13 protein-coding genes are annotated in these 18,122 nt (G+C 65.0%); 6 read left to right on the top strand and 7 right to left on the bottom strand.

Annotation, left to right across the window (positions count from 1 at the left end):
* The 6 genes from wecB to ABJO18_RS15390 are packed head-to-tail and all read left to right on the top strand — an operon-like array spanning position 1 to position 6,559.
* The gene (wecB, locus tag ABJO18_RS15415; RefSeq protein ID WP_348507574.1) at positions 1 to 1,185 is read left to right on the top strand and encodes a UDP-N-acetylglucosamine 2-epimerase (non-hydrolyzing); all 1,185 of its coding nucleotides are present in this window, start codon (positions 1 to 3) and stop codon (positions 1,183 to 1,185) included.
* Positions 1,182 to 2,318, top strand: coding sequence for a glycosyltransferase (locus ABJO18_RS15410; RefSeq protein ID WP_348507573.1), 1,137 nt, complete (start codon positions 1,182 to 1,184; stop codon positions 2,316 to 2,318). The genes wecB and ABJO18_RS15410 overlap by 4 nt, the downstream gene beginning before the upstream one ends.
* Positions 2,315 to 3,307, top strand: a complete 993-nt coding sequence (locus ABJO18_RS15405) for a glycosyltransferase (RefSeq protein ID WP_348507572.1) — start codon at positions 2,315 to 2,317, stop codon at positions 3,305 to 3,307. Before ABJO18_RS15410 ends, ABJO18_RS15405 begins: the two co-directional genes overlap by 4 nt.
* A 57-nt stretch (positions 3,308 to 3,364) precedes the next feature.
* Complete coding sequence (locus tag ABJO18_RS15400; protein ID WP_348507571.1) at positions 3,365 to 4,495, top strand: glycosyltransferase family 4 protein; 1,131 nt, start codon at positions 3,365 to 3,367, stop codon at positions 4,493 to 4,495.
* The gene (locus tag ABJO18_RS15395) at positions 4,480 to 5,523 is read left to right on the top strand and encodes a glycosyltransferase family 4 protein (RefSeq protein ID WP_348507570.1); all 1,044 of its coding nucleotides are present in this window, start codon (positions 4,480 to 4,482) and stop codon (positions 5,521 to 5,523) included. Before ABJO18_RS15400 ends, ABJO18_RS15395 begins: the two co-directional genes overlap by 16 nt.
* A gap of 4 nt (positions 5,524 to 5,527) precedes the next feature.
* Entirely contained in the window at positions 5,528 to 6,559 is a 1,032-nt protein-coding gene (locus ABJO18_RS15390; RefSeq protein ID WP_348507569.1) for an EpsG family protein, read from the top strand.
* On the opposite strand, the gene ABJO18_RS15385 is transcribed toward ABJO18_RS15390, so the two are convergent.
* From ABJO18_RS15385 to ABJO18_RS15355, 7 genes are all read right to left on the bottom strand, one after another.
* Positions 6,560 to 8,272, bottom strand: coding sequence for an alkaline phosphatase D family protein (locus ABJO18_RS15385; protein WP_348507568.1), 1,713 nt, complete (start codon positions 8,270 to 8,272; stop codon positions 6,560 to 6,562).
* 77 nt (positions 8,273 to 8,349) lie between these two features.
* A complete protein-coding gene (locus ABJO18_RS15380) occupies positions 8,350 to 11,043 on the bottom strand; it encodes a TonB-dependent receptor (RefSeq protein WP_348507567.1) in 2,694 nt (897 codons plus the stop codon).
* 138 nt (positions 11,044 to 11,181) lie between these two features.
* Complete coding sequence (locus tag ABJO18_RS15375; RefSeq protein ID WP_348507566.1) at positions 11,182 to 12,219, bottom strand: FecR domain-containing protein; 1,038 nt, start codon at positions 12,217 to 12,219, stop codon at positions 11,182 to 11,184.
* The gene (locus tag ABJO18_RS15370; protein ID WP_348507565.1) at positions 12,216 to 12,728 is read right to left on the bottom strand and encodes a sigma-70 family RNA polymerase sigma factor; all 513 of its coding nucleotides are present in this window, start codon (positions 12,726 to 12,728) and stop codon (positions 12,216 to 12,218) included. Before ABJO18_RS15370 ends, ABJO18_RS15375 begins: the two co-directional genes overlap by 4 nt.
* Before the next feature lie 106 nt (positions 12,729 to 12,834).
* Positions 12,835 to 13,914 carry a FecR domain-containing protein gene (locus ABJO18_RS15365; protein WP_348507564.1) on the bottom strand — a complete coding sequence of 360 codons (1,080 nt, stop codon included), beginning with the start codon at positions 13,912 to 13,914 and terminating at the stop codon, positions 12,835 to 12,837.
* The gene (locus ABJO18_RS15360; RefSeq protein WP_348507563.1) at positions 13,911 to 14,426 is read right to left on the bottom strand and encodes an RNA polymerase sigma factor; all 516 of its coding nucleotides are present in this window, start codon (positions 14,424 to 14,426) and stop codon (positions 13,911 to 13,913) included. Before ABJO18_RS15360 ends, ABJO18_RS15365 begins: the two co-directional genes overlap by 4 nt.
* A 147-nt stretch (positions 14,427 to 14,573) precedes the next feature.
* Positions 14,574 to 18,092 (bottom strand): TonB-dependent receptor, encoded by a 3,519-nt coding sequence (locus ABJO18_RS15355; protein WP_348507562.1) that lies wholly within the window; start codon positions 18,090 to 18,092, stop codon positions 14,574 to 14,576.
* Positions 18,093 to 18,122 lie beyond the last annotated feature (30 nt).

The raw sequence follows: 18,122 nt of genomic DNA, 5'->3' as shown, positions 1-18,122 counted from the left end.
ATGCGCAACACTTCTCACACCACAACTCTCGACACCGAAAGCCTCGAAAAGCTGGCGACCCTCCGTCAGTCGAAGCGGTTTGCGCGCAATACGGGCAAAGGGGGAAAGCTGGTTCACGTCGTGGGCGCGCGGCCGAATTTCGTGAAGCTTGCCCCGCTTCATCGCGCACTCGATGGAGTTCGACAGGAAGTCATACATACCGGCCAGCACTATGATCGCCGCATGTCCGGTTCCTTTTTCGAGACACTGGAAATCCCCGAGCCCGACATCAATCTCGGCCTCGGTGGCGGCACACACGCCGTCCAGACGGCCCGCATTATGACGGGACTGGAGGAGTGTTTCGAAGCCAGCCGCCCCGCGGCCGTAATCGTATATGGCGACGTCAACTCGACACTCGCGGCCAGCCTGGTTGCAACCAAGATGCACATCCCGTGCATACACGTCGAAGCCGGGTTGAGATCGGGCGATCGCGACATGCCGGAAGAGGTCAACCGGCTGGTCACGGACCGGTTGTCAGACCTCCTCCTGACGCCCTCCCGGGAAGCCGACGAAACCTTGCTGCGGGAAGGCACGCCGCGCGAAGCGATCCACTTCGTCGGCAATATCATGATCGACTCATTAGCCCGGCTGCTGCCACGGCTCGATGCGATGCCGGCCGCGGTTCCCGATCTCCCCGACCGCTTCGTTCTGGTCACATTGCACCGGCCCTCCAATGTGGACGATCCGGTCAAGCTCACTGAAATCGTGCGCGAACTTGACCGAATTGCCGGCGACATCGAGGTGGTTTTCCCTGTTCACCCCAGAACACGCGCGCGGCTCGACGCGTTGGAACAAAGCGCGCCAACGCAACGCCTGCGCCTTATCGATCCGCTCGACTATCCGTCCTTCATCGCACTGCAACGCAGTTCTGTCGCAGTGGTGACAGACTCCGGCGGAATCCAAGAAGAAACCACCTGGCTTGGACGTCCGTGCCTGACCTTGCGCGATACGACGGAGCGACCGGTCACGATCGACGTCGGGACCAACATCCTGCTCGGCGACGCACCGTCCCGTATCCATCCTCATGTGAGCGAAATCCTGGCGGGCCGCGGCAAGACAGGTTCGATTCCAGAGTTCTGGGACGGCCAGACCGCACAGCGCATCCGCGCAATCCTCGAAGCACTTGATCTGTGCACTGCGGCATGAAGGGGCTCTACGTCGCACGACTGGATCTGAATCAGGCTCACCTTGCCGGTGTCGCCCGAAAGATCGAGGCGCAGATCGGTGCGCTGGCTGAAGCTGGCGCACCAGCAGACCTGCTTTGCCTTCGCGACGGTGCCGTCAGTCTGTCCGAAACCACGATCATTCCGTCAAACGGCCGCTGGGCGACACGTTGGAACCACCACATCTCGTTCCACAACCAGATCGTAGACGCGGCGACTTCGGCGGATTTCCTCATTATCCGGTATCAAGGGGCACCGCCGTCATTTATCTCCGCCTTGGCGAAGTTGAAGCAACGACGCCCTGACCTTCCAATCGCGCTCGAAATCCCATCCTGGCCATTTTCCACAGAGAGGAAAGGGCTGCGCGCGCAGCTCCTCGGTGCATTCGAGGATACCGGCAACACCCGCCTGCACCACTATATCGATCGCATCATCACGTTTTCGCAGGCCGACGAGATATTCGGAATACCAACACTTCGGACAGACAATGGGGTAAACGTCAGCACCATCCCAACACCGTCATCCCCACCGCCCGTCGAAACGACATTGCGGCTCACAGGAGTCGCAAATCTATCTTTCTGGCACGGCTATGACCGTGTTATCGCAGGGCTTGCAAGCTACCAGAAGGACGGGTGCGGGCGACCGGTCAGGTTCGAGATCGTCGGCAGCGGAGCCGAGGAGTCACGCTTGCGGCAGCAGGCCGAACGGGCCGGTCTGGGTAACGCCGTACACTTCCTCGGGCCGCTTCATGGAAGCGCCCTCGACCAGCACATGGCAGGATGCCACATCGGCATTTCGAGTATCGGGATGCACCGTCTTGATGTGGACACCTCGAACATCAAGTCCCGCGAATTCTGCGCTCGCGGCTTGCCGTTCGTCATTGGCTACCCTGACAGGGATTTTCCGCAGACGCTGCCCTTCGTTCTGCACCTGCCGGCTGACGACACCGCGGTCGACATTGCCACGCTCGTCCGGTGGTATGAGAAACTACGCACGGACCGGCCGGACCCGGTACCTGAAATGCGCGCTTACGCCGAGGCCAATCTCACCTGGCATGCCAAATTCAAGCCTGTCGTCGACTGGCTCCACACGCGCATCGTGGAACCGGCCCCGTGAAAACCTCCGTCGCCCTGGCCTGCTGGCGCGGTACGGCGCATCTGACCGAACAGCTGAACAGCCTGGCCGGGCAGACGCGGCTGCCGGACGAGGTTGTCGCCGTCGACGACGCCTCCGGCGATGAAACGGCAGCGCTTCTCAGGACCTTCGCGGAAACGGCGCCTTTCGAGATGCGGGTTGTCGAGAACCCGTCAAATCTGGGATATGCCCGTAATTTCGCCAGAGCGCTTGAGGAAACCACCGGAGACCTCGTCTTCCTGTGCGATCAGGACGATGCCTGGTTTCCCGAAAAGATGGAGCGCATGGCCGGCTGGGCTGATGCCGCACCGGACAAACAGATTTTCGCCTGCGATGCCGAACTTGCCGATGGTGGCCTAACCCCGTCCGGCGTTACCAAGCGCGGACAGATCGCCGCCGCCGGGCTTCCCGAGCGTGCCTTTGTCATGGGGTGCTGCCTGGCGATCCGCCGCGACTACCTTTCGCTGATGCTACCTTTCCCGGCGTCCGTGCGGGCCCACGATACGTGGCTGGTCGAACTGGCCGACCGTCTTGATCTCGTCGCCCGGCACACGGCCGTGCTCCAGTACTACCGCCAGCATGGCGCCAACGCGTCCGACTTCTTCGTCAACACGACACGCCGGCTCGGGCCGGTCGAACGTGTGCACCACGCCGCCCGCAGCCTGGCCCGCCGGCTGGCCAGCGATGGCGGTCTGGTGCGGGAAAGGCAGAGCATATCCTGTCAGCACGACTGGCTGACCGCACGTCAGGACGACTTTGCCGGCATTTGCGGCGCAGACGCTGCACAACGTGCCCGTGCCGGCCTGGCCGAAGATCTCGCACGTCTGACCGCCCGGCTCGAAGCACGCATGGCGTCTCCTCTGGCCCGGCCGGGGCTGGTCTTCGACTTGTGGCGGCGCGGGGTATACAGACGCTCCGGCGGCGTTCTCGGTGCGCTGCGGGACGTGACGGCTTGGCATCAGGCTCCTTGACGACTGCCGACGCACCCGACCTTGCCCACCCAATCTGGAACGAGTGAATATCCGATCGTGACCCCCCGGCCGAAAATACTCCAGATCCTCTACTCCGGCCTCGGCGGGCATTCGGCCGTCTCCACGACGCTTGTCGAAGCCGGCGGCGACACTGATCCATGGGCGCATCACTTCCTGTTCTTCGGGATCGAGCCGGTTGCGCCGGCCTATGTCGAGGATTGCCAGCGACAAGGCGTGCCGTTTGACTATGTCGCCGCCCGGCAGGGCCGCCCCTGGGAAGCCTGGCCGGCCCTGGCGAGAACCGTGAAAGCGATCGCCCCGGATGCGATAATCCTGCATTCGATCAAGGCCATCCTGCCGGTACGGCTGGCCGCAGGCCCGCGCCCGCTGGTCGCGGTTGAACACCAGGCCAACGCCCTGAAAACCCGCGCCGAATGGATCGCAAGCGGATTGGCACAGCACCTGGCGGACCGGGTCGTGACCCTGAGCCCCGACTACCGCGCCACCCTCCGCTCCAGGCTGGGACCGCTGTTCTCGGACAGGCGGACCCGCCTGGTCCGGACCGGTATCCACCTGCCGCCGGCCGGCAGCGCCCCCGCATCCATATTGTCGTCATCGACCTGCCGGATCGGCATGGCCAGCCGCTTCACGCCGACAAAGGCGCAGGAAGACCTCGTCGCCGCAATGGCCCGGTTGCGCGATACGCATCCCGGTCTCGATTTCCGCCTGGCACTCGCCGGAGACGGCCCCCGTCTTCCCGCCGTTCGCGAGGCCGTGCGCAAAGCCGGGCTGGAGGACCGCGTCGAGCTTCCCGGACACCTGCCGCCGGACCAATTGCCGGACTGGTTTGCCAGCCTGGACATCTATGCACAGGCCTCGGACGGCGAAACGCTGAGTACGGCGCTGCTGCAGGCAATGGCGGCCGGCATCCCGGTCGTCGGCTCCGATGTCCCCGGGATTTCGGATCTTCTCGGGTCGCAGGCGCCCGGCGAGGCTCCGCTCGGGCGGCTGGTTCCGGCCCGCAATGCCGACGCGCTGGCAACCGCTTTCGCCGAACTTGCCGGAGACCCCGCCGCAGCCCGGGACCAGGCGGACCGTGCCCGGGTGCACGTCACCCGTCATCACAGCCCCCAGGCCATGCGGGCGGGTTATGCGGAAGTGCTCGAGGAATTATGGCCCGCAAAGTAATCCATCTGATGCCCTATGACGGGATCGGCGGCGTCGAGCTCGCCGCCGCGACGGCTGAGGGGCGCAGCCGGAACGGTATCCGTCTGGAACGCATGTTCGTGTTCGAGACCGTGCGCGACCGGTCCGGCCGCGGCGCAACCTTCGACCCGCGCGCGTTCTGGCGTGCGGCCGGTCGGCTGGCCGTGGCAGAACCCGATCTGGTCATCCTGTCGCTGTGGCGGGCCGTGATCGTCGGCGCCCTGGCGCGCCTGCGCGGCTGCCGCGCTCCGATGGTGCTCTTCCTGCACAATGCCCGCGACGCCCACAGGCTCGACCGCTGGACAACGCGCCTGGCGGCCCGCCATGCCGCAGCGATCTGGGCGGATTCCCGCACCACGCTGGACACACGCCTGACAATCCCTGACGGCAAGCCGGCGCGTGTCATCTCCTATCTGACACGACGGCTGGAACCGGTCCGCGCGTCCGAACCGGCACCCACACCCGACTTCGTCTTCTGGGGACGCCTGGCCGACCAGAAAGCCCCCCTGCGCACACTGGCGCTGTTCCGGCGCATTCACCGGCAACGCCCCGACGCGCGGCTTGTGATGATGGGTCCCGATGGCGGACTGCGTAAACAGCTGGAGACCGCCATCGCGGAAGCGGGGCCGCAGGAAGCGGTCGCCTTGCCGGGCCCGGCGAGTGCGGACGAGATTGCCGCGCGCGCGTCAAAGGCCAGCTTCTACCTCCAGACCAGCCGCTATGAAGGCATGGCCCTGTCGGTGGTCGAAGCGATGCAGCTTGGCCTGGTGCCGGCCGTAACCCCCGTCGGCGAGATTTCGCGCTACACGCAGGACGGCCGCGACGCGATCTGGATCGATCCCGATCCGGCTCGGGACGATGAGGCTGCACGAGCCATTCTCGCACTCATCGACGCCCCCGACACGTGGCGCCAGATGCAACAGCGTGCATTGACACGCTGGACCGGGAATGCGCTCTACGCCGATGATATTCTGGCGGCGGCGGAAAGCGTCCTCGCCGGGGAAGAGTAAGCCGTTGACCTACTACATAGTATTCGCAGTGCTGCTGATGATCCGGCTGGTCGATAACGGACGCAAGCCTATCGGCTTCTACTGGCCTGTCCTGATCGGGCTCTACGTCTTCTCGGCCTTCCGGTTCGAGGTCGGCTGTGACTGGGGCAATTATCTCGGCAATTTCTGGTTCCAGGAGGGGCGGAGCTTTCAGGACGCCGCCCAGAGCATCAATCCCGGACACTGGATGCTAATCGAGACGCTGCACGAGCTGGGCCTGGGCTATTACTGGCTGAACTTCGTCACGTCGGCGATCTTCTTCGCCGGCTTGCACGCCGTCGCGAGACGCAGTCCGGCGCCGATGACGATCCTCGTTCTCGCCTTCCCGGTGCTCATCCTCAACATGCCGATGGCCGCCGTGAAACAGGCTGCCGCGATCGGCTTCCTGTGTTTTGCCTTCAACGCCTTTATCGACCGGCGCATGATCCGCTTCCTGATCTGGACGGCCCTGGCGGCCGCTTTCCACGGCAGCGCCATCGTCTTCCTGATGCTGCTGCCCTTCTGGAGCGGGATCTACACGACACGCAGTTTCATCTATGCCGGCATCCTCGCCATACCGGCTGCGGGCATCATCCTGTCCAGCGACTCCGTGGAGGTCGCCACGACGCGCTATATCGTCGGCGATGCGGACTCTGGCGGCGCGATTTTCCGGGTCGGCCTGCTGTTCGCGACGGGCGTCTTCTACGTCACGATGCTGTCCAAGCGCTGGGCCAAGGCGCTCCCGAAAAGCCACGCACTGATCAGCCTGCTGGCCTTCGGCATGATCGGCACGGCCGTGCTGATCCCGGTCTCGACCGTTATCGCCGACCGTCTGGGCTATTTCCTTATCGTGCCGCAACTGATGATCTTCGCGGCCCTGCCGACGCTCTATCCGGGACGCAAGGCCTTGCTGATCAAGCTGGCGCCTTACGCAGCACTGGCCCTGCTTTTCGTCGCCTGGACCCTGCTCTCCAGCCACTATCGCTGGTGCTACGTGCCCTATTCGATGACGTTCTGATCAGCCGGGCGTCTCCAGATCCAGGCCGGCGGTGCCGATGCGGGAGCGGGCGGTCAGCAGGCGGGAGGCGGTGTAGTCGCGCTCGCGCACCGTGCTGACGCCGACATAGTCCGCCTCGATCTCGTCGCGGCGGGCGGTGATCAGGATGAAGCCGCGCTCGCGCACATTGGTGAAGCGGATATCGCGATTGGTCTCGACCAGCGCCCGCTGGGCAATGGCGTAGATCGTGTCCTTGTCGCCATTGATATAGCTGTAGCCGGTCGGCGAGGTGATGCCGGTCGTACCGAACTCGATCCCCACCCGTTCGCCATCGGCCGGGTGGTGCAGCTCATTGGCCCAGAACATGTGACTGTCGCCGGACAGGACGACGAGATTGGCGTCCGCAGCACGGGCTGCGTCGTAGAGGCGGGTGCGCGCGGCCGGATAACCGTCCCAGCTGTCCAGACCGATCGGCAGGCCGAGCCGCGAGCGCTCCAGCCAGGCCGCGGCATAGCCGCCGGCCTGCAGCGTCGCGGTCACCACATCTTCCGGGAAGTGGCGCATATAATCCGGCGAACGCATCTGGGCCATCACGGTCTGGTTGGCCAGGATCTGCCAGGCGATACCGCGCTCGCGCGAAGCCTGCATCTGTGCGGCCAGCCAGGCTTCCTGCGGCGCGCCCAGCATGCTGCGTGACGGATCGCCGAGCACCTCGCGCTCGAAGCGGGCGATATCGGGCTCACCGTCGAGCACGGGCATGTCGCTATAGCTGAGCTGTTCGTCGCGGCCGGTCAGACGGCTCTCGATCACCAGCACCGTACCGACCTGGCCGAAATCATAGACCCGGTTGAGACGTTCGGCCGCCTGGCCGGCCTCGGGATCGCGCATCGGCATCCATTCGAAATAGGCGGTCAGCGCGGCATCGCGGCGAGCCAGCCAGCGGCCCTCGGTTTCCGGATCGTGATTGCCGGCACCGTCGACCCAGCTGTTGTTCGCCGTCTCGTGATCGTCCCAGATGGTGATGAAGGGCGCGGCCGCGTGGGCGGCCTGCAGGTCCGGATCGCGGCGGTAAAGCGCAAAGCGCGCGCGGTAATCCTCCAGCGTGACGATCTCGTGCTGCGGCTCCAGCAAGCGGCCGAGCTCGCGCCCGGTGGCGCCGTCATACCCGTCCTGGCCGTACTCGTAGATATAGTCGCCGACATGGATCACGGCGTCGAGCTCGCCGGCTTCGGCGATCTCGCGATAGGCGTTGTAGAAGCCGGAGACATAATTCGCACACGAGGCCAGCGCGAGGCGGACCGGCGCATCCCCGCCAGCCGGCAGGGTTCGCGTGCGGCCGGCGGCCGATACGGCCCCGCCGGCATGGAAGCGGTAGAAATAGGTGCGGCCCGCAGCCAGGCCGCGCACGTCCAGCTTCACGGTGAAGTCGCGGGCGGCGGAGGTTTCCGCGGCGCCCTGGCGCACAATGCGGGCGAAGCCCTCATCCTCGGCGAGTTCGAAACCGACGGTGAGAGAGCGGACATCGTCTTCCGGCACGGCCCGCGTCCAAAGGACGACACTGTCGGACCGCGGATCGCCGCTGGCCACACCCCAGTCGAAACGGGCGGGACTGTCGGCTCGTGCCTGTGAGGGCAGGCCGCCGCCCAGCACGGCAAAGCCGCCGCCGAGAACACCCAGCACGCCGCGGCGTGTGGCAGACAGGAAGGCAGGAGAGGTCGGGCGGGAGCCGGTCATGGCAGTCTCCGGAAGTCGTGAAAGGCAAAGGGAAAGGGAAAGGCGGGCCGGGCGGCGATGCGCCCGGCCCGGCCGGATCAGAAGTCGTAGCTGAGATTGATGCGGAAGATGCGGGGCAGGCCCGGCATCACGGCCACTTCCTTGTAGACCTCCGCCGACGGCGTGAAATAGCGCTCGTCGAAGAGGTTATCGATATTGGCCGAGACGGTGAACGCGCCGACTTCCAGGAAGCCCGACATGCGGGCCAGCGTATAGGCCGGCAGCTCGATATCGCCGGTCATGATACCGCCGGTCTCCGAGACATGGGTCGCACCGGCCGTGATGCCGGCGAGCATGTCGTGACCGCCATAGCTGAACGGGTCGGTGGTGTAGGTCCCGAACACGCTGAACACGGTTTCCGGGATGGTGTTCAGCTCGTAGCCGTCGGCGAGATCGGCAAAATAGCCGGCATTGTTGAAGGCAAAGGTGCCGCCATAGCCGGCCACCGGATCGACGCCGAACAGGTCCGGACGCACCTGCAGGTACTCACCATTGCCGGCGCCGGGCGCATCGACCCGCGTCTGCTGGATGGTGGCCGAGCCGATGAAGGCCAGATTGTCGGTCGCCAGCCAGTGAACCTCGGCCTCGAACCCTTCCGCCGTGGTGCCGTCGACATTGCCGAACATGTCGGCCTGGCGGCGGTGCTGCTCGTAATAGGCCAGGCCGCCGAAGAGATTGCCGTCGAGCAGCGAGAACTTCACGCCGACTTCACGCAGTTCGGACGGCGAGATGTAGAGGCCGGCCTCAATCGTCCCGACGCTGACACCGCCGGTCTGGGTGGATTCCAGGGCGCGCGGCTCGGCATAGGTGATGTAGGGCGTGAGGCCGAAGGGCGTCTCGTAACGCACCGACAGCGACCAGGTCATCGCGCCGTCGCTGTCCGAAACCAGCGTGTTGGCCGTGCCGAACACCGTGGCGCCGGTATTGATCGCCTCGACGTCGAAATGGTCGTAGCGCAGACCGGCCAGGACACTCAGACGCTGGAACAGGGTGATGTCGGAGACAGCGAAGACCGCCTGCGAATTCCACTCCATGTCATGGCGCGAGTCCCAGATGATCTCGCCGCTGGCATCGCGCGGCAGCGCGATCCGGTCGGTCGCCGTCGGGCCCTGCGAGAGATCGCGGCGGTCCAGGGCGATATAACCCGACAGGAAGCTCTCATACTGCTGGGCTTCATGCGTGCGGTAGGCGGCCCCCACCACGCTGTCGGCGCGCAGGTTCTCGCCCATCTCGGAATGGAAGCTGTAGCTGCCGCGCAGCTCGACTGCCGTCGCTTCATAGTCCGCACCAAAGCCGAAACTGTTATAGCGCTGGTTCTCGATGTGGTCGCGGAAGATCTCGACGGCGAAACGGTTGCCGTTTTCGGCCTCGTGCGCGAGCGAGGCGTAGCCGGTCAGGGTTTCGCTGTCATTGTAATCGCCCGGATCGGCGAAGATATGGCTGCCGTCGAGCGTCGTCGTGCCGACACCGGTATCGAGCGCAAACTCGGGACGGTTGGCGCCGCCGTATTCCGCGATCTGACGCAGGTTGGACAGGCCCCAGCTGGCACCGATGACCGCATCGATCTCCGAATAGCTCAGATAGCCATCGCCATCGATGTCCTGCAGGTCGGTGTCCCGGCCGGTGATATAGGTGCCATCGTCGATCAGCGCCTGGGTGACGCGGTTCCAGCCCGGCGTCTGGATCTGGCCGGACTCGTCGAAATACATGGCGTTGAGCTCGACGCTCCAGTTGCGGCCCAGATCGGACACATAGGTCGCCTGGATATTGGTGTGTTCCGGCTCGATGAAATTATAGTAGGAACCGGAATCCTCGAACTCGCCGAACAGGTGGAAACCGCCCTGGCCGGCCGGGATCGCGACTTCGCCCGACACGACACGGCGGTCATGGGAACCGCCGGAGACGGTCACCGAACCGGTCACGGTATCGACATAACGACCGTCGACGCCGTCGCGGGCCGTGCGCGGAATGAAGTTGAGCAGGCCGCCCACCTTGCCCGGACCGTAGATCGGCGAGGACGGGCCGCGCAGCACTTCCACATAGGCCGCCGCGCTGAGATTGGACGAGAAATTGCCCCGGTTCTCGATGCGCTTGAAGCCCTGGAAATAGGTGTCAGCCAGGGTGCCGCGCACATTCAGATTGCCCGGAACGCCGAAGAAGCTGGCCGTGAACGTGCCCGGCACGGCGGCCAGCAGATCGTCGACGTCTTCCATGCCGAAACGGTCGATGGTGATCTCGCTGACCCGGCTCGCCGAGCGCGGCGTTTCCAGCAGCGAACGCGACAGGCCGGTGAGCGAGTCGGTGGCCTCGGTCTGCAGCTGGTTGAGCGGATCGACGCGGGTGCCGGTGACCTGGATCGCCTCGACCTCGTTCTCGCGGATCTCGCGCGAGGGCTGGCCGGTCAGCGGCTCGATCACCACGGCGCCGTCGGCCGTGATCCGATAGCCCAGATTGGTACCGCGCAGCAGGATGCCCAGCGCCTCGAACGGTTCGGACACACCGGACACGGAGGCCGAGCGCAGCCCGTCCAGCAGCGGTCCCGGTGCGACGATGACGAGGCCGGTCTGCGAGGCCAGCGCATCGATGGCGCTGTCCAGCGGCTGGGCCGCGATGCGGATCTCGCTATTGGCCGCCGGCGCATCCTGCGCGGCGGCGCTGGTTGCAGCCAGCAGGGCTGCCGCCAGCGCGGTGGAAAGAAGCCGGACGCGCCGTCCCGTGTGTCCGTTACTCATGGTGAAACCCCTCTCAAAAGGAAGCCCGGCGGGCTTGATCGAAACCAGGCAGACCGGCCTTGCCGTCCGGTCTGCCCCCTTTTGACGGGGAGCTGTGTCAGCTCTTTTCACCTGTGGGAGAAGTTTCGCAAAAACTTCTTATTCAGCGGCCCCGGGACGCCGGATGACGAAGCCGCCATCCCCGGTCCGCACGAGCTCCAGACCATGGCTCAGCGCGATGCCGGACAGGGCCGTCTCGAGCTGGTCGATGCGGAAGGAAGAGGTCACGCGCAGGGCGCCGAGATCGGCACTGCCCAGACGCACACCGCCGGCATGATAGCGGTTCACATCGGCGACGATGTCGACGAGCGGCGTATCGCGATAGGCGAGCCGGGTCTGCATCCAGCGGGCCGCCTGGTCCGGCTGCATCTGCTCGCGCTGCCAGGGTGCGCCGGCCTCGGCGACAATGCGGTCGCCGGCCTGCAGCACAGCATCGCCGCCACCCTGTCCCTGCACCCTCACCCGGCCTTCCACGACACCCACCGCCGTGGTGCCGGAGCTGCGATTGACCTCGAACACGGTGCCCAGCACCGTCGCCGACAGGGTGCCGGCCTGCACCGTGAAGGGCCGGCTTTCGTCGCGCGCGACCTCGAACAGCGCATCGCCGCCGGATACCAGGCGCACGGCCCGCGCATCGCGGCCGAAATCGACCCGGATCGCCGTACGCCCGCCCAGCGTGACCCGGCTGCCATCGGCCAGTTCGACCTCGCGGATTTCACCGATGGCGGTCTGATAAACCTGCGTCTGCCCGGCGCCCGGCGCTGTCACACGCGGATCGCCCGGCAGGGTGAACAACACCGCCAGCGCCAGCGCCACAGCCAGCAGGCCCGCGCCGCCCGCAGCCAGAAGGCCCCGGGGACGCAGAACGGCCTGCAACCAGGACCGCAGGCCACCGCCGCCACGCACAGCCCGCCGTTCACGCGCCGCAGCGCGGTCCAACGCCTGGCCATTGAGGGTCTCGTCCCAGCCCAGATCCGACCACAGCGCCCCGACCTGTGCAAAGGCTTCGGCATGCGCCGCCGACGCTTCGAGCCAGTCGCGCAGTGCCTCCGCCTCGGCCGGGCTCAGCCCGGCGAGCTGACGGACATGCCAGTCGCGCGCCTGTGAGGCGATCAGGGTGTCGTCGGCTGCGCTCATTCTTCCCCATCCGTCGCGAGTGCGGCCTGCAGGGCCGTCAGGGCCCGGGCGATCTCGCGGCTGATACCCGCTTGCGACAGACCAGTCTCCTGCGCAATCTGCCGGTAGCTCAACTCCTCGATACGGCTCATCACGATCAGTGTGCGCTGGCGCTCGGGCAGAGCCCGGATCGCCGCGTTGAGACGCGAAAACCGCTCCTTGGAAGATAAGACGTTTTCGGCCGTCCTTTCTTCCACCCGGGCAAGAAGCGGGTCGGTTTTCTGCCGTTCGGCATGGCGCTGGCGCACGCCCATCTTGCGCAGCTCGTCGATCATCCAGTTGCGCGCCATGGCAAACAGGAAGGCCCGCGGCCGTTCGACACGCGCCGCCGCGCCCAGCTCGATATATTTTTCGAAAGCGATCTGGATGGCGTCGTCGGGATCGGGCGGGCCGTCTCCGAAACGCCAGCGCAACGCCTGGCCAAGCGCGGCGCTGTGCTGTGCGTAGAGACGTTCCAGTGCGGCCTTCATGGACAGGGCTCCCGCCGATCGCGCTGCCCATATCAAGCCGCCGCACCGCCCGCAATGGCGGCGTCAGGGGTATCGCACCGGCGTGCAACCCCCTGATGTCATGCGCTCAGCCGTCTTGCCCACGCCAGTCGAGCACGATCTGCGCTGCGCCGTCCTCGCGCTCGGCTTCGAGCGGATAAATCGTCGTCACGGCCGACAGGAAGTTCTCGACCGAACCCGCCCAGAACGTGCCGCTGACACGCAGATCGCCCAGATCCTCGTCCGCAAGACCGATCTGCTGGCGCGAGTAGCGATTGACTTCGGCGACAGCGGCCGACAGCGGCTCGTTCTCGAATACCAGACGCCCGCGCCGCCAGCTCATCGCCCGGTCGAGGCTTTCCGCATCCACCTGTTCGGCCACAACATCGCGGCCGGCCAGGCGCTGGCCCGGTTCCAGCTCGACCACACGGCCGGCCTCCTCACCATCACGGGTGACGACTTCGGCAACCTCGACACGCCCTTCCAGCAGCGTCACCGACACATCATCGCCATCGATCCGCACCTCGAACTCGGTGCCGATGGCCGTGATCCGGCGATCGCCGGCCAGCACCACGAAGGGACGTTCGGGATCGTGCGAGACGTTGAAGACGGCCTGACCACGCAACATCACGACTTCACGCTGTTGCGGACTGAAGGCCAGGCGGACCTCGGTGGAGGTGTTCAGCTCGACCTGCGAGCCGTCTTCCAGCGGCACCGTCGAACGCTCGCCAACAATCGTCTCGATCGTGTGTTCCGGTGACGGCATGCGGACCGACGCCATCTCCGCCACGACGGTTTCGCCGGCGCTTTCCAGACCGGTGCCCATGCGCCAGCCCGGCTGCATGAAGAGCGCCGCGCCGATCATCATCACCAGACCGGCCGCCAGGGCCATCGCCCAGACCGGCGGCCGCGCGCGCCGGCGGCGCACGCTCTCGATCAGCGCGTCGCGCCGCAGCGCCTCGAAGACCGGCGAGTGCTCGAGCGCGGCGCTGGCGCTCCAGGCGTGGCGCACGGCGTCATAGGCCGAGCGGTTGGCGTCGCTCTCTTCCATCCAGATGCGGAACGCCTTGCGGGTCGCAGCCGAACAGTCGGCCTTGCGCATCTGGACGAGCCAGTAGGAGGCCTGCTCGTGCCGGTCGGCGGCGGGATAGTTCACGGCCGTGCTCATACCGTCCGTCCCTTCATGCGACGGGTGATGGCAGCCAGTGCCTTGATCATGTGTTTTTCGACCGTACTCACGGAAAGACCCATTGCATCAGCGATTTCTCGATACTTCAGACCATCCAGACGATGCAACAGAAAGATTGTTCGAGTCTTCTTCGGCAACCTCTGGAGAGCCGCCTCGATGCGGCGCAGATCGTCGCGCACGACGGCCATCCGCTCCGGCGAACCGCCCCCTTCCCCGTGAAAGGCCTCGTCGAAGGGTTCGTGCATCTCGCTCTGGCGGACGCGCGCCCGGCGCGCCTTGTCGCGCAGGAGATTGACGGCGATCTGGAAGATATAGGCCTGCGGATTGTCCATCCGCGAGGCATCCTCCATCTGCGCGAGCCGGGCGAACACCTCCTGGACCAGGTCCTCGGCATCGGACGGCGATCCGGTGCGGCGCAGGAAGAAACCGTTCAGCGCGCCGGAATAGTCCGCAGCGACGGTTTCCAGCCAGCGCTCGGATGTTCCCGGCATTGCTTGTGTCAGTCGAGGCGCCTTCATTGCCGCCGTCCCTTTTCCCTGCGCCTGAAAGCGCAAGTCAGCGCGGGCCGGAAAGCCCACGCTGACAGTGCTTGCGACCGTGCATCCGGTCTCATGATCGGTCTCCCGGACCGCATGCGGTCAGAAGGTGGCGCGAACGCCAACCGTGAATGTCCGTCCGCCATTGAACTGCAGACGGGTCGGGAAGAAGAAGTCCGGGGACCCTTCACCACCGTAGGACCCGGTCCCGTTCGTGACTTCCGCATCATCGCCGCTGGCGAGCAGATTGTCGCCCTCGAGGAAGAAGATGTAGCGCGCACCGCCACGCTCGAGCGTGTAGCTGGCCATCAGGTCCAGCGTCTCGAACTCCGGCACGATCGTATTCAGATTGAATTCGTCATACGAGGTCACGAGCTCGGACTGGTAGGTGTAGAGCAAACGCCCGGAGAAACCGCCAGCCTCATAGCCGACCGACAGATTGCCGGCCCATTCGGCCTGGTTGGCCAGCGGCCGGTCAAGATTGAGCGAGATCGTGTCACCGTTCTCGTCCCGCGCCGACACATCGGTTCCGAAGGCTGCCTCGGTCCAGGTGACATTGCCCATCACCTGAACGTTTTCCAGGAATGCCGGCCAGCTGGCGGGCAGGAAGTCGAGATTGGTCGCCGCTTCCAGTTCGAACCCGTAGATCTCGCCACCCTCGCCATTCTCGGGACGTTGCAGGTAGAACTGCGTGTCCGGCGACAGGGCCAGGTCGGGGCGAACGGCCACAAGTGGCTGCAGGAAGGCATTCACGCGGTCTTCAACATCGGCCAGCCCGGCCACCTGCAGCACATTGGTGATATTGCCGGAGATATCCTTGTAGAAGATCGCGCCTTTCACATAGGCCGGGCGGTCGCCGAAATAGCGTTCCAGACCGATCTCGAAATTATCGTTGATCTCCGGATCCAGCTCGGGATTGCCTTCCCGGATCGTCGCCGTCTCGTTGCCCGGCCGCTGGTCTATCACGACAGTCAGCGGACGATTCACGGCAATGAGGGACGGGCTGAAAATAGTCCGGTTATAGGCAAAACGCCCGACCCAGTTGTCACCCGGACGATAGGTGGCAACCACACTCGGCAGGAATTTGTCGTTCTGGCCGGAATTGTCGAAGTAATCGATCAGACCCGTATCCATGAACTCGCCGCGGTCCACATAGACACCATTGGCCTGGCGGTAGATGGGCGAACTGATCGCGTTGCCGACGGTCTCGATCTGTTCAAGCCGCGCACCGCCGGTCACCGTCAGGTCGCCGATCTCGACCTCGGCCTGGAGATAAGCCGCAAGCCGCGTTTCGTCTGTACGGGCAGTCGACAAGGCGCCAGCGCTTTCACGCGGATCGACGCGATTGTCGGTGACGCGGTAAGAGCCGGGATTCGCCGCCGCGTAAGCAGCGACACCATCAAAGATTGTCCGGGCGGAGCCGCTGCGCAGGCTCGGCAGGACCAAGCCGCCGGCGCCGATAACGCCGAAATCAAAGTCGCCGAAAATCCCCCCGCCAAACTCGCTGATACCCTGACGCGTCGAGCCCGTGCGTGAATAGTAGAACGCCGTCGGCGCATTGGTCGACAGAACGTCATCCGAGTTGGTGCGGGAGGAGTCGTCGTACTTGATGCCCGCCTTCACACTACTGAGGAAAGTCGAGACGAAATCGTACTGCGCGTCGAAGGCTGCGGTGAACAGTTCGGACGAATTGCTGCCCTCGTTCTCGGTCGCGGACGTGACGTAGTGCGTGTCAGGATCGAACAACAGGTCCCGGCCTGCCTGCGAGAGCGCCAGTGCGGGAATGCCATCGCCGTAGAAGTCGACCACGCCACCGACGATCCGGTCCGTACCGTTGGCGTCGGGATTGACGACATAGCTGCCCGGATCCAGCAGGTTGAACACGTCGGTGTTGATGTCCGCGAGCGTGGCAATGGTGGTTCGGCTGATATCGCGGGTCGTGTTGGAGTAGCCAGCCTTGTACTCGAAGGTCCAGCGGTCGAACACCGTATCGCCGCGCACGCTGAACACGTCGGTCGTGGTGGTCTCGACCGAATCGGAAATTCCCATTGTCGGGCGCAGCGCACGGATATAGGTCCGGCGACGCTCCTCACCGCCCAGTTCCGGTATAGGCATATCGGTCGACGAGGTCAGGGTCGACGAGGTCATCCGCGCAACGCTGCTCGTGTCCTCGTTGGAAATATGCTGGTACTCGGCCCGCAACCGCGTGGAATCATTGACGTCCCAGGCTGCAAATACCGATCCGGTTATATTCTCTACGGAGCGGTCGCGGATGAAGTGGTTCGCACCGGTAATCAAACGGTCCGGAAGGGCTTCATCGAAGGGAAAATTGTAGGTGTAGGGCAGCGAATAGAAGCTGGTGTAGCCCGCAGGCAGCACCGGAGCATCCACACCGATGAAAGCCACATCGAAATTGCGCCGGTCGGAATTGCGGTACTGGATATTGCCGCCGATACCGATCCGGTCGTTGACCTGGAACACCGCCGACGCATTGTACTGGCTCTCATTGCCGAACACGTCGCCATCGGGCATTTCGTGCTCTGCGCCGACACTGAAATGACGCTCGCCATAGTCCAGCGCGCTGCGCGTCTCGATCTCGATCAGGCCGCCATTGGCCGTGCCCTCGTTTTCCGGCAGCAGGCTCTTCTGGATGGTGATCTGGCTGATATTGTCAGCGAGATAGCCGGTCAGGTCGACGGCGCGCTCGATGCCCGTGCCCTGCAGCTGCAGCCCGTTCAGCTGGATATTGATCGCTTCGGACGTGATGCCGCGCACCGACACCCGGTCGCCCTCACCCGTCTCGGAATCCCGCTCGAAGGAGATGCCGGGAACCCGGCGCAGGGCCTCGGCGACGGACTCGGCGGGAAACGTGCCCAGCAAGTCGGCCGAGATGACCGTCTGGTTGTTCTCCGCATTGCGCTGCTGGTTCAGGGCCTGCAGAAAACCGCCGCGATTGCCCATCACGACGATGGTTTCGGTACCGCTGGGATTGAGCGTGAAGTCCTGGTCGACCTCCTCGCCGGACCCGACCCGGATCGTCAGGCTCTCCTGCCCGGCACCGACATATTCGGCGACGATCTCGTAGTTTCCCGGCGGCACGGCCGGCATGCGGTAGAAACCGCGCTGGTCGGTCACCGTGCGGATCGAAGTGTTGGCCAGGCGGATGACCGCACCGGCCAGGCCGGTACCCGTATTGCTGTCGGTCAGGCGCCCCTCGATGGAGCCCGGTGCGCCGGTTTCCTGAAAGCTGGCAGCCTCTTGCTGCTCCTCCGGACCTGTCCGGTTAGCGTCCGGCGTGCGGGCATTGCCGCCGGTTTCCGGCGGATCGGTCACCACGAAGACATCCGGCCGTGTCTGCTGTACCGCCAGGCCCGTACCGGCGAGCATTTCCTGCAGCATGGCCTCCGGCGAGGCGCCGGCAGAGACAGAACCGGCGTGCTTGCCCGCAACGACGTCGGGAGAATACAGGATCTCCACATTCTGCGTGTTCGCCACGCGGTTCAGCGCGGCCGCGAGATCTTCCCCCTCGCGCACATCCTGACCATAGGCCGGCGACAGCGCGGCCAGCGCGAGCGATCCCGCCAGTGCCGTCGAGGCCAGGAGTTTGTTGAAAGCAGCCATTATCAGTCCCCATTTATCTGTAGCTGACCC

Origin of the sequence: Maricaulis sp., assembly GCF_039978735.1 — a bacterium.
Taxonomy (GTDB): Bacteria; Pseudomonadota; Alphaproteobacteria; order Caulobacterales; family Maricaulaceae; genus Maricaulis.
This window is presented reverse-complemented; position numbering and strand designations above follow the sequence as displayed.

Bases quoted from the DNA above. Each gene is read 5' to 3' on its own strand.
- wecB (WP_348507574.1), top strand. From the start codon at position 1: ATGCGCAACACTTCTCACACCACAACTCTCGACACCGAAAGCCTCGAA.
- ABJO18_RS15360 (WP_348507563.1), bottom strand. From the start codon at position 14,426: ATGCCGGGAACATCCGAGCGCTGGCTGGAAACCGTCGCTGCGGACTAT.
- ABJO18_RS15385 (WP_348507568.1), bottom strand. From the start codon at position 8,272: ATGACCGGCTCCCGCCCGACCTCTCCTGCCTTCCTGTCTGCCACACGC.
- ABJO18_RS15370 (WP_348507565.1), bottom strand. From the start codon at position 12,728: ATGAAGGCCGCACTGGAACGTCTCTACGCACAGCACAGCGCCGCGCTT.
- ABJO18_RS15375 (WP_348507566.1), bottom strand. From the start codon at position 12,219: ATGAGCGCAGCCGACGACACCCTGATCGCCTCACAGGCGCGCGACTGG.
- ABJO18_RS15365 (WP_348507564.1), bottom strand. From the start codon at position 13,914: ATGAGCACGGCCGTGAACTATCCCGCCGCCGACCGGCACGAGCAGGCC.
- ABJO18_RS15355 (WP_348507562.1), bottom strand. From the start codon at position 18,092: ATGGCTGCTTTCAACAAACTCCTGGCCTCGACGGCACTGGCGGGATCG.
- ABJO18_RS15395 (WP_348507570.1), top strand. From the start codon at position 4,480: ATGGCCCGCAAAGTAATCCATCTGATGCCCTATGACGGGATCGGCGGC.
- ABJO18_RS15380 (WP_348507567.1), bottom strand. From the start codon at position 11,043: ATGAGTAACGGACACACGGGACGGCGCGTCCGGCTTCTTTCCACCGCG.
- ABJO18_RS15410 (WP_348507573.1), top strand. From the start codon at position 1,182: ATGAAGGGGCTCTACGTCGCACGACTGGATCTGAATCAGGCTCACCTT.